Origin of the sequence: Streptomyces lichenis, assembly GCF_023218175.1 — a bacterium.
Taxonomy (GTDB): domain Bacteria; phylum Actinomycetota; class Actinomycetes; order Streptomycetales; family Streptomycetaceae; genus Streptomyces; species Streptomyces lichenis.
The window spans coordinates 23,192-42,664 of the sequence record NZ_JALPTH010000044.1; the positions used below are offsets into that span (position 1 = coordinate 23,192).

Consider the following 19,473-nt stretch of genomic DNA (forward strand, 5'->3'; position numbering starts at 1 on the left):
GGTTCGCGGTTCCGGAGAAGCCGCAGGTGGGACGAGCCCGAGCAGCTTTCCGGACGGTACGGACAAACGACTACCCCTCGGGCGGAACCGAACACCCGGACCTTCGGCCCTTCGTACGGCTCGCGTACGGCTTTCCTCCGGCGGTTCGCGGAGCCGGTCGTCAGTCGCCCCGGAGGATGGCGGTGATCCGGGCCGAGGCGGCCCGGGCGGCCGTCCCGGGGTCCTGGCCCTGGAGGACGGCGGTCATATACGGCTTGATGGGGTTGGCGGCCTCCACGTCGGCCCACTCCGGGGAGTTGGGGGTGGCCCGGCCGCCGGCGGCCGCGGCGGCCATGGCGGCGGTGGCCTCCTGGCCCTCCACCACGGAGGCCAGCGAGGACTTGTTGGGGACATAGCCCATGGTGCGGGCCAGGTCGGTCTGCCACTTCTCGCCCGCCAGCGCGGAGACCACGTCGATGGCGGCGTCCCGATCCCGGGCGTTGCGCGGGACGATCAGGTCGGAGCCGCCGGTGAAGACGGCACCGGGCTTGCCCGCGGTCTTCCCCGGGATCGGGAAGAAGCCGAGCTTTCCGTCGAGGCCGGGGTTGCGCTCCTTGATGGCGGCGGCGGCGCTGGGCGCGGCGATGATCTGGGCCACCTCGCCGTCGGCGAACACCTCGGCCTGCGGCGGGTGCTCCTCGTCGGCGTCCTTCGGGCCCTCGCCGAGGGCCTGGAGCCGCTGGTAGAAGTCGATCCCGCGCTGGGCGCCCGGGCCGTCCAGGGCGCCGGTCCACCGGCCGTCCTTCTCCACGGCGAGCTCGCCGCCCTCGTCCCAGATGAACCCGGACAGGGTGTACCAGTCCTGACCGGCGAGGTAGATCCCCTGGCCGCCGTCCTCGTTGAGCTTGGCGGTGTCGGCGAGCCACTGCTCCCGGGTGGCCGGCGGCTTGCCGATGCCACTGCGCTCGAAGAGGTCCTTGCGGTAGACCACGACCCGGTTGGCCGCGTACCAGGGGATGCCGAACTGGGCGCCGTCGACCTGCCCGGGCTCGGCGAGGCCGGGCAGCCAGTCCTGGTAGCCGAGGTCGCGGACGGACTCCAGGGTGAGGTCGTAGAGCAGGTCGGTGTCGGCGTACCGGGCGACCTGGGTGTTGCCGACCTCGATGACGTCGGGTGCGTCCTCGCTCTTCAGCGCGGTGCCGATCTTCTCCCCGATGCCGGTCCACTCCTGGAAGGCGACCTCCAGCGCCACGCCGGGGTGCTCCTCCTCGAAGGCGGTGGTGAAGCGCTTCAGGAAGTCCTCGGAGACACTGCCCTTCATCAGCCACACCGTGACGGTGGAGCCGGACGCGCTGTCGCCGGGCAGCACACCGCACCCGGTGAGGGCCGGGGAGGCCGCGACAACGAGCGCGCAGGCGCAGGCGAGGAACCGCTTCTTCACGTAGGTCACCTTTGTCCGGGGCAGGGCGGAGGTACCCGACGTGGGGGGAGGCGAGCGATTCGCTTCGGGCGCGATGGCTGGATTTTGGTATGGACCAAAGGAAGGGTCAAGCCCTCGCCCCAGGTGACCGGGCAGTAGGCCGGCAGGCCCCGCCGGGCGGAGGTGGCGAAAACCGGTGGGGGGTCGGCGCGCCGCCGGTTGGCCTGCCCGTATGGGGGGGCCGGCGTACGCCCGGCGTACCGGCGAACCGCCCTCCCGGGCCCTGACCCGGTCCGAGCTCCCCTGAGGGGATCGTCGGGATCGCGGGTCCCGGCGCACTGGTGCACGGTGGAGGGACGTGTCCGGCGAGCGCGCGGGACACCCGACCCTTGCGGAGAGCCCATGTCGCACCTCACCTACCGCGTCACGGAGATCGTCGGCACCTCGCACGAGGGCGTGGACGAGGCTCTGCGCAACGGCATCGCCCGCGCCTCCGAGACGCTGCGCCATCTGGACTGGTTCGAGGTGACGCAGGTCCGGGGCCACATCGAGGACGGGCGGATCGCCCACTACCAGGTGGGGATGAAGGTCGGCTTCCGGCTGGAGGACGGCGAAGCCGCGGGCTGAGCCCGACCGCGGACTCAGGTACGGCCCTCGCGCTCCTGCGCCCGGTGCAGCGTCTCGGCGCCGGTCGCCGCCCAGCGGGCCCGTACCACCGGGATGCCGGTGCGTTCGGCGGCGTCGCAGACCAGTTCGTCGTCGTCCACCAGGACCCGGATCTCCCGGTCGGCGGCCAGCCGACGCAGCGCCGCCGCCTTGGTGGTACGCGCCGGGCGGCGGTCGTCGTCGGCCCGCATCAGCAGCCGCCCCTCGGGCAGCCCGTGCTCGGCGAGCCAGGCCAGGCTGTCCTCGCGGCACCGCTCGGGGCGGCCGGTGAGATAGACGATCTCGCACTCCTCGGCGCTCCGGTGGCACAGCTCCACCCCGGCCGCCAGCGGCGGGTCCTGGCGCGCCGCCGCGAAGAAGCGGGCCCAGTCGCGCGGCCGGCGCTCCAGGAAGTGCTGGCGCCCGCGGGCGTCGGAGAGGGTGTTGTCCAGGTCGAAGACGGCCAGAGGCCTGGTGTCGCGGGTCACGGCCGCCAGCGTAGGCAATCCGCGGCGCCGCCGGGCGTGGCGACGCCCCGGTCTCCCCGGCAGCTGCCCTCGTCGTCAAGCCCGGCGAGGACGCGGTCCCCGCCGCGGACCCTGTCACAGCTCGTTCAGCATGCGTTGCTGGTGGCGGTGGCCGATCGTCTCGTAGCCGATCACGGTGACGAAGGGGGCGAGCATGACCACGAGCAGGCACACCGCGACGGAGGTCCCGGCGGCTGACAGGAGTACCGCTGCGGCCAGCACGACGAGGGTGAGCGAGATGAGCAGGAGGTGGAACCGGTCCGCCGCCGAGAAGAGCAGAGTGTGGAGCAGGTAGACCATGAGCAGGTAGAGGCCGGCCGGGAGGGCCAGGGACAGCACGACGGCGGTCCCACCCAGGTGCGCGTGGTGTTCCATGTACAGGCCGGCCACGTGCAGCCCCGCTCCGACGCCCGCGATGCCGATGAAGACGGGGATGTGCCCGTAGCCGAAGAGGTAGCCGCGCCCGCGGCGGTGGGCGAGGATGTCGCCGAACGGAGTGGCGAAGTAGACCCACCACATTCCGAAGGTCAGTCCCACCCCGGCGACGACGACGGCGACGGCGTCGCCGGTCCACCGCGTACCGTCCGCGCCGCCGAGGAGGTCGCCCGAGGAGGCCGCGGTGCCGACCACGCTCTCACCGAGCACGATGATCGCGAACAGGCCGTAGCGCTCGGCCACATGGTGCGGATGCCAGGGGGTGCCACCGGCCCCGCCCTGGGCGAGAAGCGGCAGCAGCAGCTCCAGGGTTCCGATCACGACGACGGCGACGATGACGGCCAGGAACGGCAGGTGCGCGAAGGCGACCACCGTCCAGCAGACCTGGGCGACCAGGGTCCACAGGAGGTCCGCCTTGCTCACCTCGCGGAACTCGGGGGACTGCCGGTACACGCGCCACCACTGGAGCACCATCGCGACACGCATCACGATGTACCCGAGGACCATCACCCGCAGGTTCAGCCGGCCGCCCTCTTCCGCGGAGTGGAACAGCGCGGGGATGCCGAGCGCGAAGACGACGACGCCGATCATCTGCACCATCGTGAGCGTTCGGTAGAGCCAGTCGTCCGTGCCGAAGGCGGAGGCGAACCAGCTGAAGCCGATCCAGGCGATGCTGATCGCGAACATGGCGAGGAGGAACGCCAGGACCGCCGGCGCGAGGTGCCCCTCGGCGAGCAGTTCGGCGAAGTGGTGGGCCGCGGTGCCGACCGCGACGACGAAGGTCAGGTCGAACAGCAGCTCCAGGGGTGTGGCGACCCGGTGGGTTTCCTCCGGGTCCCGTCCCGTCATGGGCAGGAGCCGGTGGGCGAGCCTGCCTCTGCCGGTCGCGCTGGTGTGAGGGGAGTCGCTCATGAGCAGCATCCTGTCGGAAGGGATCGTGCCGCGCCTGGGCAGCCGGGTCGCGGGCGCGACCGGCGTCTGGCCGCCCGGCCCCGGGGTCTCTCAGGCGGTGACGCCGACGATGGACGTGGTCTCCAGGTACTCGCCGACGCCGAAGTCGGCCCACTCGCGCCGTTGCCGGACTGCTTGCAGCCGCCCCAGGAGGTGTTGACGTCGAAGTCGGCGTCGTTGACAAGCACGTAGCCGGTGCGCATCCGCTCGGCGACGGCGCGGGCCTGCCGCGGGTCGGGGTGCCGGTGACGTATCCGCACAGGCCGAACGGGGAGTCGTCGGCGATGCCCACCGCCTCGTCGAGGGTGTCGTAGGTGAGGACGGACAGGACGGGGCCGAAGATCTCCTCGCGGGCGATGGTCATGCCGCCTGTGACGTCGGCGAAGACGGTGGGCTTGACGAAGTGGCCGTCTTTCAGGGGGTCGGGCAGGCCGGGCTTGCCCAGGCCGCCGGTGACGAGCCAGGCGCCAGGGTGCGGGAGAGGCTGATCGGCGAGCCGAGTTCAGCGGTGACCGCCTGCGCCCTGTCCTCCGCCCGGCGGGCGTACTCGGCTCCGACGGCCTCCAGCAGCCCGATACGCTCGGCGGGCGAGGTGGCGCCGAACGCGGGACACGCCTCCCGCGCCGCGCGGATCGCCCGTTCGACGTCCGCGCCGCCTCCCAGGACCGTCCGGCCGCCGACCCGGCCCCTGGCGGGGCCGGTCAGCTCCTGAACGGTGCCGTCAGCCGGCGTGGTCCACTCCCCGTTGATGTACAGCTGCCGGGCTTCGCGCATGACGGGGTCCTTTCCGAAGAGGGGGTGAGGGGTGCCGGGCGGCGAGCCGCCGCCCGGCACCCCGGTCCGCACCGCGGCGGGCCGGGGCAGGCTCCCGCCGGTCAGGCGTGCGGGGTGAGCACGCCGCGGAAGCGCATCTCGCCCGAGGCGAGCCGGTCATAGGCGTCGGTGGCCCGGTCGAGCGGGAAGGTCTCGGTGATCGGCTTGACCTTGCCCTTCGCGGCGAGGTCGAGGACCTCGGCCAGGTAGTGCCGGCCTCCGTGGGTGGACCCGATGACCCGCTGGCGCATCATGTGGAACGGCACGCCCTCGGAGGAGATCGAGAACGGCTGGGTGAAGTCCAGACCGCTCAGGACCACACGGCCGTCGGGGCGCAGGCCGGTCATCGCCTCCTCCGCCGCGCCGAAGGCGTTGGTGGTGACCAGCAGCACGTCCGTCCCGCCCAGATCACGCAGCTCCTTGCCGTTGGCGACGACATGGTCGGCACCGAGCCGGAGGGCCAGGTCGTGCTTGTCGGGTGAGTGGGTGATCGCGATGGTCTCAAAGCCGGACGCCTTGGCCAGTTGCAGGGCCACGTGCCCCAGCCCGCCGATGCCGACGACGGCGACCTTCTCGTGCGGCTGCGGCGAGGCGTCCCGCAGGCCGCTCCATGTGGTGTACCCGGCGCACATCATGGGCGCCGCGTCCTCGTAGGACAGGGCGTCGGGCAGCAGCACCGTTCCCCCGGCCGTGACCGCGATGTACTCCGCGTGGCCGCCCTGTGCCGAGAACCCGGTGGTCCGTGCCCCGGGGCAGTTCATCGCGGTCTGGCCGGTCAGCGGCCGGTTCTCGCGGCAGTAGTCGCACCGGCCGCATGCCGACTGCACCCAGGTGGTGCCGACCCGGTCACCGACCCGGCGGGTGTGCACGCCGGCGCCCACCTCGACGACCTCCCCGACGACCTCGTGGCCCGGGGTCTGGGGGTAGATGTCGCCGCCGTAGCCCGTGGTGGCCCACACGTCGGTGAAGCACATGCCCGAAGCGTGGACCTTCACCAGTACCTGGCCCGGCTCGGCCGTCGGCGTCGGGACCTCCCGGACCTCCCACGGCTGGTTCGCACCGGTCATCACCACAGCCTTCATGAGCTCGCTCCTTGCCTGCGGGTATGCGGGACTCCGGCCCCCGGGGGCCAGAGGTAACCATCTGGTTAGATACACCGTAACGCAGAACGCGCCACCCATCAATAACCAGATAGTTACCCGGACGCTCCGAAGCGGGACCGCCCTCGGCGGACCTCACTATCCGTGTAGTTACGGCGCGCACTAACCTTTACTCATGCCACCGGACGCCACCGCCACCAAGAAGCGCCTGCTCACCGCCGCGTACCACGAGTTCGCGCAGTTCGGGCTGGCAGGTGCCCGCGTGGACCGCATCGCCGAGGCCGCCCAGGCGAACAAGCGCCTGATCTATGTCCACTTCGGCAACAAGGACGACCTCTTCGACCTCGTGGTCGCCAACAGCCTGGAAGACCTCGCCCAGGCCGTCCCCTTCACCGCCGACGACCTCCCCGGCTACGCGGGCAGCCTCTTCGACTACCTCCTGGACCACCCCCAGGTCCTGCGCCTGACCGGATGGTCCCAGCTGGAGCGCCCCGACGCCCCACCGGCACAGGTCGAGGCCTACCGACCCAAGATCGGCGCCATCTCCAGCGCCCAGCAACAGGACCTCGTCACCACCGAGGTCACCCCCGCCGACGTCCTCGCCCTTCTGCTCGGACTGACCACCGCCTGGGCCAACGCCTCCCCCGCCCTGCGATCCCTGGCGGACCAACCGCCATGGGACCCCGAACGCCTGCGGATCCACCGCGCCGCGATGACCGCCGCGGTGCGGGCACTCACCACGCCGCCGTCCACCAGCGGAGACGAGAACACGGCTCGACCGCCCACCGCCCTCACGCCCTGAAGCGGACGCCACCGAGAGAGGCCGCATCGTCGGCGCCGCGATCCGTCGCGGCCCTCACGGCTTGAGGACGACCTTCTCGCAGCGGTCCTTCTTGTTCTTGAACAGGTCGTAGCCGGTCGGCGCCTCGGTCAGGGGCAGCCGGTGGGTGATGACCCGGGTGGGGTCGATCCTGCCCTGCTCGATCAGGCCCAGCAGCGGCTTCATGTACTTCTGGACGTGGCACTGGCCGGTGCGCAGGGTCAGCGACCTGTTCATCCAGGCGCCCACCGGGAACGTGTCGACCATCCCGCCGTAGACGCCGATGACCGAGACCACACCTCCGCTGCGGCAGGACATGATGGCCTGGCGCAGGACGTGCGGCCGGTCGGTCTCGGAGCGGACCGCCTGCTTGGCACGGTCGTAGAGGTGGACGTGGGAGGCGCCGTGCGTGGCCTCCAGGCCGACCGCGTCGATGCACTTGTCGGGGCCACGGCCGCCGGTGAGTTCGAGCAGGGCGGACCGTACGTCGGTGTCCTCGAAGTCGATGGCGGTGTAGCCCTGGGCGGAGGCCATGTCGAGGCGGTAGGTCTCCTTGTCGATGGCGATGACCTTCTCCGCGCCCAGGACCCGGGCGCTGTCCATGGCGAACTGGCCGACCGGCCCGGCGCCCCAGACGGCGACGACGTCGCCTTCCTCGATGTCGCACATGTCGGCGCCCATGTATCCGGTCGGCAGGATGTCGGACAGGAAGAGCACCTGCTCGTCGGTCAGGTCCGACTCGATCCTGAGGGCGTTGGCGTCGGCGAGCACCACCCGCGCATACTCGGCCTGGCCGCCGGCGAAACCGCCGGTGAGATGGGAGTACCCGTAGATGCCGCAGGTGGGATGACCGAACATCTTCTCCGAGATCCCGGCGTTGGGGTTGCTGTTCTCGCAGCACGAGTACAGTTCCGCGCGGCAGGACGCACAGGCGCCGCAGGCGATGGGGAAGGGCACCACGACCCGGTCGCCGACGCGCAGGGTGCCGTCGCTGATGCCGGGGCCGACCTCGACGACTTCCCCCATGAACTCATGGCCCAGGATGTCGCCCTTCTCCATGGTCGGGACGTAGCCGTCGACCAGATGGAGGTCGGAGCCGCAGATCGCCGTCGAGGTGATCTTCACGATGGCGTCGCGGCGGTTCAGGATCGAGGGGTCGGGGACGTCCCGCACCGTGACCGAGTTGCGTCCCGTCCAGCAGTTGGCCTTCATGACAGCGCCTCCTTCAGTTCGTCCTCGGTCAGCGGCCGGGCCGGGTGCTGCGGGAACTCGCCCCGGGCACGCTTGCCGCCGGGTGCGCCCTCGGAGCAGACGACCTCACCGGTTTCCGCGATCTGCTTGAAGCGGCGGAGGTCGTCGTCCAGCTGCTGGTGCGGCTCCTCGCCGAAGTAGCGTGCCGCCGCCTTGCCCACCGCTCCCCCGGGCAGTTCGTAGCGCAGGGACACCCGTATCTCCGTGCCCTGGCCGCCGGGGGCCGGCACGAAACGGGCTTCGCCGGAGTTGCCGATGTCGGCGCCGTCCACCGACCGCCATGCGATCAGCCGGTCCGGGACGTCCTGAGTGATCTCGGCGTCCCATTCGACCGTCCTGCCGAACGGTGCGCCGGCTTTCCAGTGGCTGGTGCGCGGGCCGGTCACATGCACCTCGTCCAGGTGCGCCATGAAGTCCGGCAGTCGCTCCAGGTCCTTCCAGAGGGTGTACGCCTCGTCCGGGGACCGGGTGACGGTGGTGGCCGCGGTCAGTTCCATGGGGGTGCTCCTACGGGTGCGGGTCACGGCCGCGTAGACGTCCGTGGCGGTGATGGCGGTGACCGCGGCCGTCGCGGCGACGGTGCGTCCGAGGCTGCGACCGTCGTGGTTCCTCAAGGCCCGCGCGAGCAGCGTCAGATCCATCAGGTCGCCACCGACGCGCCCCCAGAGCCAGACGGGATGCGGCCGCCCCAGCAGCCCGGTCGCCGCCGCCAGTTCGCGCACGCCGACGGCGGTGGTGGCCGATCGGTGCCGGGGGGCGTCGCCCACGCCCAGGGCCCGCGCGAAGCTTGCCGGGGCGACGACCTGCGGCACTCCCAGGAGCGCACTGGCCCAGCCGAGGCCGCGCACCAGCCGATCCCGTCGCAGGCGGGAGGTGGATCGGGTATCCGTTGTCATCAGTGCTCCTGAGGTGCGGTGAGGTGAATGGAAGGCGAGTCGCTTTCAGGGGGCGACGGGCCGATGGCGGACGACGCCCCGGACGGGGAGGGCCCGTCCGCCCCTGGCCGAAACCGGGGCCTGGCCGCTGTCGTCGCCCGCCCGCTGCCGAAGCGCGACCGAGGGCCCTGGTCTCTTTACTGCTGGTGGCCGTCGGGGTGCAGCACCACCTTCGTCCAGCCCTCGTCACGGGCGTCTCTACGGGCCGTTCACCCGGATCAGAGGGATGGTGGTTCGGGCCGCCGGCCCGCCAGGCGGAGCTTCGGCGCTCCGACGGCATGCGGTGCGGGTCCCCGTCGGCCTCCGAGGCGAAACGACCTTCACCGATCGATCAGCCGATACTTCGCACCGGACGGCTACCGCTCAAGGACGCGTCGTCGAGCCCGGTCCCCTGCTAGTCGTCGTCGTCCTCCAGCATGCGGCGACGTTCCTGCTCGCGCTTGGAATAGGCGGCTGCCCGGATCGCCTCGTCACTCTCCAGGCCCGATCCCAGCGCACCGCCCACCGTGGCGACCGAAGCGACGAACCAGGCCAGCGTCCAGTATTCCGTGGCGTTCAGCGGACTTCGCGTCATGGAGGCGAACACCTGGCCGTTGAGGATGAAGAGCGCCCACAACAGGTTGATGAGCAGCAACCCCACGTAGCAGACGAGCACCCCGATGCCCAAGGTCACGACCGTGGACGCGTTGTAGAGAGCTGCCCGCCGCCTCGCCTCCGGCGAGTCCTCTGCCGCTCGATGCCACAGATGCGCGTCCACGATCAGCCAGCCGATCATGAGTGCCACGGACCCGACCGTGGCGATCACGAGCCGTGCCGTGCCCAGGGATACGGCCAGACTCCAGAGAGTGGAGTTCACGGTGGCGATCGCTCCGGTCGCGAGTGCGGCCGCGAGGGCTTTCGAGAGCCCCGGGACCAAGCGCCACGGCCGGTTGGCCCGGACCATGCCGAAGAGCACCCTCAGGAAACCGCGCGGCCCGCTGACGACGTACCGGACATCCGCGGGCTCCTCGTCGCCGACCGGGGCCGGGTGAACTGATGTGAGGGGGCCGGTGAGTTCCTCCAGTGGCCGACGGTGGCCCAGCCCCTCGGCCTCGGCGGCTTGCGCATCCGCCAGGCCGAGCACGGCCTCCTCCACCGCCTGTCGGGCCCTTCTCTCGAAACGCAGGCCTCCCAGCGAGGGGAGCGACAGAAGCGCCAGGCCGTGCTCCTGGCTCAGATCCATGACGAGCTCGCGCCCCCGCGAGTGCAACGGCAGGTCGGTGAGGGCGACGACGATGTCCCAGTCCTCCCCACGTCCGCGATCCATGAGCCGGCGTGTCAACGTGGGCAGGTCCTCGGCCCCTGCGGTGAAGGGCTCACTCACCACCTCGACGTCGAACCGTCGGTGCCGCCCGGACGCGTCCGCGAGTCGCGCGGGCAGGTCCCGGGCCAGGTGCTGCGCGACCTCTGTCGGCGCGTCCGGATCGGCCAGGAGAGCCACGACCGTGACGCTCTGCGACGACTCAACCATGACGGTCCCTTCTCGTCGTCCGCCCCGGCGTTCCGCAGTGCCCAGAATGTCCCCGCCATAACACCGGCGCCTTGCCGCCGCGACGGCGGCGGCGACCTCGGTGATCCGGGAAACGGCGCGGTTGTTCGTCCCGGAGGCATGCGCCATGGCGTACGCACGCACCCAGGGCGGCTTCCCGCCACTGGCGACCGCCGAGCGGATCGTGACGCCGGCCGGCGGCACGGGGCGGCTGATCCTCGTAGCCGGGCGGTCCGGCGGTTGACTTTCGTAACCCGGCGGGACGGGGTGGCTGATCCCCCGGAGCCCCCGCAGCCCGGCGGCACGGGGCGGCTGTCAGACCCCGAGCCTAGACTGGCGATCATGCACCACCCCGATGCCACCAGCCCCTTCCCTCCCGTTCCGGAACCATCCGCTGCGGACGCGGCGGCCCGTGATCCCTTCGTCCGGGTACGCGGCGCCCGGGAGCACAATCTGCGCGCGGTGGACGTGGACATCCCGCGCGACGCGCTGACCGTCTTCACCGGGGTGTCCGGCTCGGGGAAGTCCTCGCTGGCCTTCGGCACGCTGTACGCGGAGGCGCAGCGGCGGTATCTGGAGTCGGTCGCGCCCTACGCGCGGCGGCTGATCCACCAGACCGGCGCGCCGCGGGTCGGGGAGATCACCGGGCTGCCGCCCGCGGTCTCGCTGGAGCAGCGGCGCTCCTCCCCCACCTCCCGTTCCTCGGTGGGCACGGTCACCACCCTCTCCAACTCACTGCGGATGCTGTTCTCCCGGGCCGGGACCTATCCGGCGGGTGCCGAGCGGCTGGACTCGGACGCCTTCTCGCCGAACACGGCGGCCGGGGCCTGCCCGGAGTGCCATGGGCTGGGCCTGGTGCACTCCACCAGCGAGGAGCTGCTGGTCCCCGATCCGGGGCTGTCGATCCGCGAGGGGGCGATCGCCGCCTGGCCGGGGGCCTGGCAGGGCAAGAACCTGCGGGACGTGCTGGACGCGCTCGGCCACGACGTGGACCGGCCGTGGCGGGAGCTGCCGGCGGCCGACCGGGAGTGGATCCTGTTCACCGACGAGCAGCCGGTGGTGACGGTCCACCCGGTGCGGGAGGCGGGCCGGATCCACCGCCCGTACCAAGGGACGTACAGCAGTGCCCGCCGCCATGTGCTGCGGACCTTCGCGGAGTCCAAGAGCCCGGCGCTGCGGGCGAAGGCGGAGGCCTTTCTGACCAGCACCCCCTGCCCGGTGTGCGGCGGGAGCCGGCTGCGGCCCGAGGCGCTGGCGGTCCTCTTCGGGGGCCGGACCATCGCCGAGCTGGCCGCGCTGCCGCTGACCGCGCTGGACGAGCTGCTGGCGGAGGCGGAGGGCGACACGGGGGCCGGTACGGAGGCCGGCCGGGTGCTGGTGGGCGATCTGCGGGCGCGGATCGCACTGGTGGCCGGGATGGGGCTCGGCTATCTGAGCCTGGACCGGCCGACACCCACCCTGGCGGGCGGGGAGTTGCAGCGGCTGCGGCTGGCGACCCAGCTGCGCTCCGGGCTGTTCGGGGTGGTGTACGTGCTGGACGAGCCGTCGGCGGGGCTGCACCCGGCGGACACGGAGGCCCTGCTGACGGTGCTGGACCGGCTGAAGGCCGCCGGGAACACGGTGTTCGTGGTGGAGCACCACCTCGGGGTGGTGCGGCACGCGGACTGGCTGGTGGACGTGGGCCCGGCGGCCGGCGAGCACGGCGGGCGGGTGCTGTACAGCGGGCCGCCCGACGGGCTGGCGGAGGTGGCCGAGTCGGCGACCCGGCGGTATCTCTTCGCGGGCGAACCGGTGGCCGGGCGGTCGGGGCGGGAGCCGGCCGGGTGGCTGGAGCTCGGCCCGGTGCACCGGCACAATCTGCGCGGGCTGGCCACCCGGCTGCCGCTGGGGGCGCTGACCGCGGTGACCGGGGTGTCCGGTTCGGGGAAGTCCACCCTGGTGGCCGAGGTCACCGCCGAACTGCCGGGCGTGGGGCGGCTGGTGACGGTGGACCAGCGGCCGATCGGCCGTACCCCGCGCTCCAACCTGGCCACCTACACCGGGCTGTTCGACGTGGTGCGCCGGGTGTTCGCGGCCGAGGAGGGGGCGCGGGCGCGCGGATTCACGGCGAGCCGGTTCTCGTTCAATGTGCCGGGCGGCCGGTGCGAGACCTGCCAGGGCGAGGGTTTCGTCTCGGTGGAGCTGCTGTTCCTGCCGAGCACCTACGCGCCCTGCCCGGAGTGCGGCGGGGCCCGCTACAACGTCGAGACCCTGGAGGTGCGGCACCGGGGGCGGAGCATCGCCGAGGTGCTGGATCTGACGGTGGAGGCGGCGGCGGAGTTCTTCGCCGGGTCGCCCCCGGCCGTACGGAGTCTGCGGGCGCTGCTGGATGTGGGGCTCGGCTATCTGCGGCTGGGTCAGCCCGCGACGGAGCTGTCCGGCGGCGAGGCGCAGCGGATCAAGCTGGCGGCGGAGCTCCAGCGGGCCCGCCGGGGCCACACCCTGTATGTGCTGGACGAGCCGACGACCGGGCTGCATCCGGCGGATGTGGAGGTGCTGATGCGGCAGTTGCACGGGCTGGTGGACGCGGGGAACACGGTGGTGGTCGTGGAGCACGACATGGCGGTGGTGGCGGGCGCCGACTGGGTGGTGGACCTGGGTCCGGGCGGTGGGGACGAGGGCGGCCGGGTGGTGGCCGAGGGCCCCCCGCGGGCGGTGGCGGCCGTCGCGGGGAGCCGTACCGCGCCCTATCTGGCGCGGGCGCTCGGCCTGCCGGAGCCGGGGCCGGGGAGCGGGGGCGGGTGAGTGTCCGCCCCGGGCCCGGCCCGGACGTCGTCCCGGCTGCCGCGGTCGTGCGGCTCAGGCGGCGGTGTCGAAGGTGTAGTGCCGGGTGTGGTCGAGCATGTCGGCGGGGGTGGTGTCGTTCCACGGGCGCATGGTGTCGTCGAGGTCCACCACGTCGGGCGTGCCGGCCGCCGGGAGGTACGGGGAGCCGGGGTGCCGGGCCTGCCAGTCGGCCCACAGCTTGTCCACGAAGGCGTGGTGCAGCCAGAACACCGGGTCGTTCGGGGAGACCCCGGTGCCCATCTGGCCGCCGACCCAGACATGGACCCGGTTGTGCAGATTGACCCCGCGCCACCCTTCCAGGTGGTTGCGGAAGCCGTCGGAGGCGCTGTTCCAGGGGGCGGTGTCATAGGTCGCCATGGCGAGGACGGAGTCCACCTCGGCACGGGTGGGCAGTTGACGGCCGCCGGCGCCCAGCGAGCGGCGCAGGTAGTCGCGGCCGTCCACCCGGACGCTGATCCGCCAGCGGTTGCCGGCGGCGGCAAACGGGCCGTCCATGACCCGGCCGTCGGAGGCGCGGCCGGTGCCGCCGAGGAAGTCCGGCGCCCAGAGCGCGGAGCGGGTGGTGCGGTCGGCGGACCAGTCCCAGTAGGGCAGGGCGACCTCGGGGTCTATCGCCTGGAGGGCCTGCTCGAACTGGAGCAGGAAGCGGCGGTGCCAGGGCAGGAAGGACGGGGAGCGGTGGCCGACCCGGTCGCCGTCGTCGGTGTCGCCCATGATGAAGGCGTTGTGGGTGGTGACGAAGGTGTCGTACTGCCCGGTCCGCTTCAGTTCGAGGACGGCGTCGGTGAAGCGGCGCTTCTCGGCGGTGGTCAGGACGGCCTGGTTCTTGCGTACGGTCATGGTGGTGCTGCTCCTGGTGGACGCGACAGCGGGTGGTGGTCAGCCGAGTTCGAGCGGGACGAGCCTGGCCCCGTTGAGGTCGCGTACGGCGGCGCGGGCCACCGCCCGCGGGTCGGCGAACGGCTCGTAGTGGTTGACCACGCTGATCCAGGTGGCGTCGGCGTTGCGCATGACGTGCAGTTCGGCCCCGTCGACGGTGACGGCGTAGCCGCCGTGGCCCTCGTGGTGGCCGCCCCCGTGGACCGGCCGGCCCTGGATGCGGCGCCCCTGGTAGACCTCGTCGAACGGCGCGGGGCCGTCGTGGTGGGCCGGGCGGGCCGGCGCGGGGGCGGCGGCCTGGGCGGGGACGGGCGCGGTGAGCGCCCGGCCGGCGGCGAGGCCGGCGGCGGCCGAGGCGGCGGCGCCCAGGGCGCGGCGGCGGGTGATGGCGGACATGGGTTACCCCCTGAGTGGGACGAACACGGTCGTGAACGCCGGGGGTTGGTCGGTGCCCTCGGCGCGGCATATGCCTACCGGGCAGTAACGGAGCGGGGAATTCCGCCGGAACGGGTTGTTCGCGTTATGGACGACCGATGGGTTTCGGCAGGGCGTTGAGCGTCGATGATCTTGCGGTAGCGCCACAGGAACCGGGCACCGGCAACACATCCTTCACATATCCGCACCTTCGACCGAAGGTTCTTCACATGCGGACGGAACGGGTGACGCCGATCACCCACTCAAGGTGGCCGGAAAGCGCCCCTGCGCACCCGTGCCGGTGAACGCCGAGGCCCGGCCGCCCTGAGGGGCGGGCCGGGCCTCGGTACCGGGGGTGGCTCAGCTGCGGCGGCCCTTGCGGGTGGCGCGCAGCCACTCCTTGTTCATGGCGGCGATCGACGGCAGCGGGATGCCCTTGGGGCAGGCGGTGGCGCACTCCCCGGCGAGTGTGCAGCCGCCGAATCCCTCGGCGTCCATGGTGGCGACCATGTCCAGCACCCGGCTCTCCCGCTCGGGCGCGCCCTGCGGCAGCACGTTGAGGTGGTTGACCTTGGCGGCGGTGAAGAGCATCGCGGAGCCGTTGGGGCAGGCGGCCACACAGGCGCCGCAGCCGATGCACTCGGCGTTCTCGAAGGCGTGGTCGGCATCGGCCTTGGGCACCGGGGTGGCGTGCGCCTCGGGGGCGGAGCCGGTGGGCACCGAGATGTAGCCGCCGGACTGGATGATCCGGTCGAAGGAGGACCGGTCCACCACCAGGTCCTTGACCACCGGGAAGGCGGCGGCCCGCCAGGGCTCGATGTCGATGGTGTCGCCGTCGGCAAAGGAGCGCATGTGCAGCTGGCAGGTGGTGGTGCGCTCGGGGCCGTGGGCGTCGCCGTTGATGACCAGGGAGCAGGCGCCGCAGATGCCCTCGCGGCAGTCGTGGTCGAAGGCGACCGGGTCCTCGCCGTCGAGGATCAGCCGCTCGTTGAGGGTGTCGAGCATCTCCAGGAACGACATGTCCGCCGAGATGCCGTCCACCTCGTAGGTGGTCATGGCGCCGGGGGCGCCGGCGTCGCGCTGGCGCCAGACGCGCAGGGTGAGCCTCATGCGTAGCTCCGCTGGGTGGGGTGGACGTACTCGAAGACCAGGTCTTCCTTGTGCAGGACGGGCGCGGCACCGGTGCCGGTGAACTCCCAGGCGGCGGCGTAGCCGAACTCCTCGTCCCGGCGGGCGGCCTCGCCGTCCGGGGTCTGGGACTCCTCGCGGAAGTGGCCGCCGCAGGACTCGGCGCGGTGCAGCGCGTCGAGGCACATCAGCTCGGCGAGCTCCAGGTAGTCGACGATCCGGTTGGCCTTCTCCAGCGACTGGTTGAACTCCTCCCCCGTCCCCGGGACCTTGATCCGCTGCCAGAACTCCTCGCGGATGCGCGGGATGCGGTCCAGCGCCTCGCGCAGCCCGTCCTCGGTGCGGGCCATCCCGCAGAACTCCCACATCAGCTCCCCCACCTCGCGGTGGAACGAGTCGGGGGTGCGGTCGCCGTCCACCGCGAGCAGCCGGGCCAGCCGGTCCTCGGTGCGGCCGACGGCCTCCCGGACGGCCAGGTGGTCCTCGGCGACCGCCCCGGCGCCCGGGTTGCGGGCCAGGTAGTCGTTGATGGTGGACGGCAGCACGAAGTAGCCGTCGGCCAGGCCCTGCATCAGCGCGGAGGCGCCGAGCCGGTTGGCCCCGTGGTCGGAGAAGTTGGCCTCGCCGATGGCGAACAGCCCGGGCACGGTGGTCTGGAGGTCGTAGTCGACCCAGAGGCCGCCCATCGTGTAGTGCACGGCGGGGTAGATCCGCATCGGCACCTCGTAGGGGTTCTCCGCGGTGATCCGCTCGTACATGTCGAAGAGGTTGCCGTACTTCTCCTCCACCTTGGTCCGTCCCATCCGGCGGATGGCGTCGGCGAAGTCCAGGTAGACGCCCTGCCCGCCGGGGCCGACGCCGCGGCCCTCGTCGCAGACGTTCTTGGCGGCCCGGGAGGCGATGTCGCGCGGCACCAGGTTGCCGAAGGAGGGGTAGACGCGCTCCAGGTAGTAGTCGCGCTCCTCCTCGGGGATCTCGGCGGCGGGGCGGTCGTCGCCCTGGGCCCTGGGCACCCAGATGCGGCCGTCGTTGCGCAGCGACTCGCTCATCAGGGTCAGCTTGGACTGGTGGTCGCCGGTGCGCGGGATGCAGGTGGGGTGGATCTGGGTGAAGCAGGGGTTGGCGAAGTAGGCGCCGCGGCGGTGGGCCCGCCACACCGCGGTGGCGTTGGAGTTCATCGCGTTGGTGGAGAGGTAGAAGACGTTGCCGTAGCCGCCGGTGGCCAGTACCACCGCGTCCGCCGTGTAGGTGCCGATCTTCCCGGTCACCAGGTCGCGGGCGACGATGCCGCGGGCCCGGCCGTCCACCACGACCAGGTCCAGCATCTCGGTGCGCGGGTGCATCTCCACGTTCCCCGCGGCGATCTGCCGGGAGAGCGCCTGGTACGCGCCGAGCAGCAGTTGCTGGCCGGTCTGGCCGCGGGCGTAGAAGGTACGGGAGACCTGGACGCCGCCGAAGGAGCGGGTGTCCAGCAGTCCGCCGTACTCGCGGGCGAACGGCACACCCTGGGCCACGCACTGGTCGATGATCTCGACGGAGACCTGGGCGAGCCGGTGGACGTTGGACTCCCGGGCGCGGAAGTCGCCGCCCTTGACGGTGTCGTAGAAGAGCCGGTGGATGGAGTCGCCGTCGTTGCGGTAGTTCTTGGCCGCGTTGATCCCGCCCTGGGCGGCGATGGAGTGGGCCCGGCGGGGCGAGTCCTGGTAACAGAACTGGACCACGCGGTAGCCCTGTTCGGCGAGGGTGGCGCCGGCCGCACCGCCGGCCAGCCCGGTGCCGACCACGATGACGGTGTGCTTGCGGCGGTTGGCCGGGTTGACCAGCTTCGCCTCGAAGCGGCGCTTGTCCCAGCGCTCGGCGATCGGCCCCTCGGGCGCGGCGGCGTCGGCGATCGCCTCGCCCGTCGCGTACCCGGCGTACGGAGGCAGCCCGGTTTCGGTGCCAGTGCTCATTCTCAACTCACCAGTCCGGTCATCACGGCGACGGGTACGGCGATGAAGCCCGCGGTCAGGGCGAGCGCGAGGCCGTTCGCGAGGGTCTTGAGGAGGCGGTCGCGGGCGGCGTTGCCCGCGCCGAGGGTCTGGGCAGCGCTCCAGAAGCCGTGGCGTACGTGCAGGCCCACGGCGAGCATGGCCACGATGTAGATCACGTTGCCGTACCAGGTGGAGAAGGTGGCGACGACGTTCTCGTAGGGGCGGCCCGGCTGGGCGTTGGGGTTCACGGTGAGCGTGGTGAGGTCGAGGAGGTGCCAGACCACGAACAGCCCGATGATCACCCCGCCCCAACGCATGGTGCGGGTGGCGTAACTGGCCCGGGCCCGCTTGTGCGCGTACTTCACCGGCCGGGCCTTGATGTCCCGGCGGCTGAGCTGGTACGCGGAGACCGCGTGCGCCACGATCGAGGCGAGCAGCACCACCCGGACGATCCACAGCATCCACTCGTCGTGCAGCACCGGTGCGCCGATGGTGCGCAGCCAGTGCGCGTAGCCGTTGAACTCCTCGGGCCCGAAGAAGACCTTGAGGTTGCCCGCGACATGGGCGACCAGATAGCCCAGCATGATCAGACCGCTGACGGCCATGACGGCCTTCTTGCCGATGGTCGATCCCCAGAGCGTGCGCGGGAGGGAGGGTTCGCGGTCCGACCGCGTTGCCAGAACCATGTCACCGACGGTACGTCGGGAACCGGTGAGTGGTCCAAGACATGGACCACCTGATCGCCATAGGGGCAGCCTATCCACTGCCCCTAAACTGGACCGTATGCAATTGCAGCAGCTCTCGTACTTCGTCGCGGTGGCCGAGACCCGGCACTTCACCCGGGCCGCCGAACGGGTCCATGTCTCCCAGCCCTCGCTGTCCCAGCAGATCAGGGCGCTGGAGCGGGACCTCGGGGCGGAGCTGTTCAGCCGGGCCCGAGGCAACATCGCGCTGACCGACGCCGGGGAGGCGCTGCTGCCGCTGGCCCGGCGGATCCTCGCGGACGCCGACACCGCGCGCCGCGAGGTGCAGGAGCTGGCCCAGCTGCGCAGCGGCCGGGTCCGCCTCGGCGCGACCCCCAGCCTCTGCACCGCCCTGCTCCCCGATGTGCTGCGGATCTTCCACAGCCTTCACCCCGGCATCCAGCTGGTCATCGAGGAGAGCGGCTCGCACGACCTGGTACGCGAGCTGGCCCGCGGCACCCTCGACCTGGCCCTGGTGGTGCTTCCCCTCCCCGCCCCCGCCCCGGCCCTGACCACCGTCGAGCTGCTCCAGGAGGACCTGGTCGTGGTCTCCGCCGCCACCGCCCCGCCGCCCGGCCGCCCGCTGCGGATCGCGGACTTGGAGGGGCGGCCGCTGGTGATGTTCCGGCACGGCTACGACCTGCGGGAGCTCACCGTCGCCGCCTGCCGGGCCGCCGGGTTCGAGCCCTCGTTCACCGTGGAGGGCGGCGAGATGGACGCGGTGCTCGGCTTCGTCAGCGCGGGCCTGGGCGTGGCCGTGGTGCCGAGCATGGTCGCGGCCCGGGCCGGCCGCGACCTCCGCGTCACCGCGCTGGCCGACCCCGGGCTGCGCCGCACCATCGGCCTCGCCCACCGCAGCGACGTGGCCCCGCCCCGCGCCGCCCGCGAGCTGATGCGGGTCCTCACGGAGTCCCTGCCGGGTACGCGGGTCCTGCCGGAGTCCCTGCCGGGCGGGACGGGGCGGGGTGAGGCGGGGGCGGCCGCCGGGGGTGTGGGCGGTGAGGCGGCGGGCTGACCGGGGCGGAGTGGGGAGGGGCGGGGCGGGGACGGGGGGGGGGGGGGGGGGGGGGGGGGCGGGGGGGGCGGGGGGGGGCGAGGGGGGGGGG

The 19,473-nt window shown here is 72.2% G+C and carries 17 protein-coding genes and 1 pseudogene; 4 read left to right on the top strand and 14 right to left on the bottom strand.

Annotation, left to right across the window (positions count from 1 at the left end; all coding sequences use genetic code 11):
- Positions 1 to 160 precede the first annotated feature (160 nt).
- On the bottom strand, positions 161 to 1,420 hold the full coding sequence (locus tag M1O15_RS29900) for an extracellular solute-binding protein (protein WP_248637362.1): 1,260 nt from the start codon (positions 1,418 to 1,420) through the stop codon (positions 161 to 163).
- Positions 1,421 to 1,801: 381 nt separating this feature from the next.
- On the opposite strand from M1O15_RS29900, the gene M1O15_RS29905 reads away from it, so the two are divergent.
- Positions 1,802 to 2,026, top strand: a complete 225-nt coding sequence (locus M1O15_RS29905; protein ID WP_248637364.1) for a dodecin — start codon at positions 1,802 to 1,804, stop codon at positions 2,024 to 2,026.
- Between the two features lie 14 nt (positions 2,027 to 2,040).
- On the opposite strand, the gene M1O15_RS29910 is transcribed toward M1O15_RS29905, so the two are convergent.
- The 5 genes and pseudogenes from M1O15_RS29910 to M1O15_RS29925 all read right to left on the bottom strand — a co-directional run bounded on the left by M1O15_RS29910 (position 2,041) and on the right by M1O15_RS29925 (position 5,852).
- Positions 2,041 to 2,532, bottom strand: a complete 492-nt coding sequence (locus M1O15_RS29910) for a phosphatase domain-containing protein (protein WP_248637365.1) — start codon at positions 2,530 to 2,532, stop codon at positions 2,041 to 2,043.
- A gap of 114 nt (positions 2,533 to 2,646) precedes the next feature.
- The gene (locus M1O15_RS29915; protein ID WP_248637366.1) at positions 2,647 to 3,918 is read right to left on the bottom strand and encodes a low temperature requirement protein A; all 1,272 of its coding nucleotides are present in this window, start codon (positions 3,916 to 3,918) and stop codon (positions 2,647 to 2,649) included.
- Between the two features lie 337 nt (positions 3,919 to 4,255).
- Positions 4,256 to 4,402: pseudogene (locus M1O15_RS31945) on the bottom strand (aldehyde dehydrogenase family protein); the annotation flags it as partial.
- Positions 4,372 to 4,731: an aldehyde dehydrogenase family protein gene (locus M1O15_RS29920; protein ID WP_248637367.1), complete on the bottom strand. Its 360-nt coding sequence runs from the start codon at positions 4,729 to 4,731 to the stop codon at positions 4,372 to 4,374. The gene M1O15_RS29920 and the pseudogene M1O15_RS31945, both read right to left, overlap by 31 nt.
- 101 nt (positions 4,732 to 4,832) lie before the next feature.
- On the bottom strand, positions 4,833 to 5,852 hold the full coding sequence (locus tag M1O15_RS29925) for an alcohol dehydrogenase catalytic domain-containing protein (RefSeq protein WP_248637368.1): 1,020 nt from the start codon (positions 5,850 to 5,852) through the stop codon (positions 4,833 to 4,835).
- 193 nt (positions 5,853 to 6,045) lie between these two features.
- Between M1O15_RS29925 and M1O15_RS29930 the strand changes: the two genes are divergently transcribed.
- Complete coding sequence (locus M1O15_RS29930; RefSeq protein WP_248637369.1) at positions 6,046 to 6,672, top strand: TetR/AcrR family transcriptional regulator; 627 nt, start codon at positions 6,046 to 6,048, stop codon at positions 6,670 to 6,672.
- Positions 6,673 to 6,726: 54 nt separating this feature from the next.
- Here M1O15_RS29930 and M1O15_RS29935 read toward each other — a convergent pair whose 3' ends face one another.
- The 3 genes from M1O15_RS29935 to M1O15_RS29945 all read right to left on the bottom strand — a co-directional run bounded on the left by M1O15_RS29935 (position 6,727) and on the right by M1O15_RS29945 (position 10,386).
- Positions 6,727 to 7,902, bottom strand: a complete 1,176-nt coding sequence (locus M1O15_RS29935) for a zinc-dependent alcohol dehydrogenase (RefSeq protein ID WP_248637370.1) — start codon at positions 7,900 to 7,902, stop codon at positions 6,727 to 6,729.
- Positions 7,899 to 8,837 (bottom strand): SRPBCC family protein, encoded by a 939-nt coding sequence (locus tag M1O15_RS29940; protein ID WP_248637371.1) that lies wholly within the window; start codon positions 8,835 to 8,837, stop codon positions 7,899 to 7,901. The genes M1O15_RS29935 and M1O15_RS29940 overlap by 4 nt, the downstream gene beginning before the upstream one ends.
- Positions 8,838 to 9,270: 433 nt before the next feature.
- The gene (locus M1O15_RS29945) at positions 9,271 to 10,386 is read right to left on the bottom strand and encodes a hypothetical protein (RefSeq protein WP_248637372.1); all 1,116 of its coding nucleotides are present in this window, start codon (positions 10,384 to 10,386) and stop codon (positions 9,271 to 9,273) included.
- Positions 10,387 to 10,746: 360 nt separating this feature from the next.
- On the opposite strand from M1O15_RS29945, the gene M1O15_RS29950 reads away from it, so the two are divergent.
- Positions 10,747 to 13,188 carry an ATP-binding cassette domain-containing protein gene (locus M1O15_RS29950; RefSeq protein WP_248637373.1) on the top strand — a complete coding sequence of 814 codons (2,442 nt, stop codon included), beginning with the start codon at positions 10,747 to 10,749 and terminating at the stop codon, positions 13,186 to 13,188.
- A 54-nt stretch (positions 13,189 to 13,242) separates the two neighbouring features.
- On the opposite strand, the gene melC2 is transcribed toward M1O15_RS29950, so the two are convergent.
- The 5 genes from melC2 to M1O15_RS29975 all read right to left on the bottom strand — a co-directional run bounded on the left by melC2 (position 13,243) and on the right by M1O15_RS29975 (position 18,310).
- A complete protein-coding gene (gene melC2, locus M1O15_RS29955; protein ID WP_248637374.1) occupies positions 13,243 to 14,070 on the bottom strand; it encodes a tyrosinase MelC2 in 828 nt (275 codons plus the stop codon).
- Positions 14,071 to 14,109: 39 nt separating this feature from the next.
- Positions 14,110 to 14,505 carry an apotyrosinase chaperone MelC1 gene (melC1, locus tag M1O15_RS29960; RefSeq protein WP_248637375.1) on the bottom strand — a complete coding sequence of 132 codons (396 nt, stop codon included), beginning with the start codon at positions 14,503 to 14,505 and terminating at the stop codon, positions 14,110 to 14,112.
- A 378-nt stretch (positions 14,506 to 14,883) separates the two neighbouring features.
- The gene (locus tag M1O15_RS29965; protein ID WP_248637376.1) at positions 14,884 to 15,633 is read right to left on the bottom strand and encodes a succinate dehydrogenase/fumarate reductase iron-sulfur subunit; all 750 of its coding nucleotides are present in this window, start codon (positions 15,631 to 15,633) and stop codon (positions 14,884 to 14,886) included.
- Positions 15,630 to 17,603, bottom strand: coding sequence for a fumarate reductase/succinate dehydrogenase flavoprotein subunit (locus M1O15_RS29970; RefSeq protein WP_248637377.1), 1,974 nt, complete (start codon positions 17,601 to 17,603; stop codon positions 15,630 to 15,632). Before M1O15_RS29970 ends, M1O15_RS29965 begins: the two co-directional genes overlap by 4 nt.
- Before the next feature lie 2 nt (positions 17,604 to 17,605).
- Positions 17,606 to 18,310, bottom strand: coding sequence for a succinate dehydrogenase cytochrome b subunit (locus M1O15_RS29975; protein ID WP_248637378.1), 705 nt, complete (start codon positions 18,308 to 18,310; stop codon positions 17,606 to 17,608).
- Positions 18,311 to 18,407: 97 nt separating this feature from the next.
- Here M1O15_RS29975 and M1O15_RS29980 point away from each other — a divergent pair, with 97 nt between their 5' ends.
- Positions 18,408 to 19,382 (top strand): LysR family transcriptional regulator, encoded by a 975-nt coding sequence (locus tag M1O15_RS29980; protein ID WP_248637379.1) that lies wholly within the window; start codon positions 18,408 to 18,410, stop codon positions 19,380 to 19,382.
- Positions 19,383 to 19,473 lie beyond the last annotated feature (91 nt).

Coding starts and splice junctions, on each gene's coding strand:
- M1O15_RS29935 (WP_248637370.1), bottom strand. CDS start 7,902: ATGAAGGCCAACTGCTGGACGGGACGCAACTCGGTCACGGTGCGGGAC.
- M1O15_RS29920 (WP_248637367.1), bottom strand. CDS start 4,731: ATGCGCGAAGCCCGGCAGCTGTACATCAACGGGGAGTGGACCACGCCG.
- M1O15_RS29950 (WP_248637373.1), top strand. CDS start 10,747: ATGCACCACCCCGATGCCACCAGCCCCTTCCCTCCCGTTCCGGAACCA.
- M1O15_RS29975 (WP_248637378.1), bottom strand. CDS start 18,310: ATGGTTCTGGCAACGCGGTCGGACCGCGAACCCTCCCTCCCGCGCACG.
- M1O15_RS29945 (WP_248637372.1), bottom strand. CDS start 10,386: ATGGTTGAGTCGTCGCAGAGCGTCACGGTCGTGGCTCTCCTGGCCGAT.
- M1O15_RS29965 (WP_248637376.1), bottom strand. CDS start 15,633: ATGAGGCTCACCCTGCGCGTCTGGCGCCAGCGCGACGCCGGCGCCCCC.
- M1O15_RS29915 (WP_248637366.1), bottom strand. CDS start 3,918: ATGAGCGACTCCCCTCACACCAGCGCGACCGGCAGAGGCAGGCTCGCC.
- M1O15_RS29905 (WP_248637364.1), top strand. CDS start 1,802: ATGTCGCACCTCACCTACCGCGTCACGGAGATCGTCGGCACCTCGCAC.
- M1O15_RS29925 (WP_248637368.1), bottom strand. CDS start 5,852: ATGAAGGCTGTGGTGATGACCGGTGCGAACCAGCCGTGGGAGGTCCGG.
- M1O15_RS29970 (WP_248637377.1), bottom strand. CDS start 17,603: ATGAGCACTGGCACCGAAACCGGGCTGCCTCCGTACGCCGGGTACGCG.
- melC1 (WP_248637375.1), bottom strand. CDS start 14,505: ATGTCCGCCATCACCCGCCGCCGCGCCCTGGGCGCCGCCGCCTCGGCC.
- melC2 (WP_248637374.1), bottom strand. CDS start 14,070: ATGACCGTACGCAAGAACCAGGCCGTCCTGACCACCGCCGAGAAGCGC.
- M1O15_RS29930 (WP_248637369.1), top strand. CDS start 6,046: ATGCCACCGGACGCCACCGCCACCAAGAAGCGCCTGCTCACCGCCGCG.
- M1O15_RS29980 (WP_248637379.1), top strand. CDS start 18,408: ATGCAATTGCAGCAGCTCTCGTACTTCGTCGCGGTGGCCGAGACCCGG.
- M1O15_RS29940 (WP_248637371.1), bottom strand. CDS start 8,837: ATGACAACGGATACCCGATCCACCTCCCGCCTGCGACGGGATCGGCTG.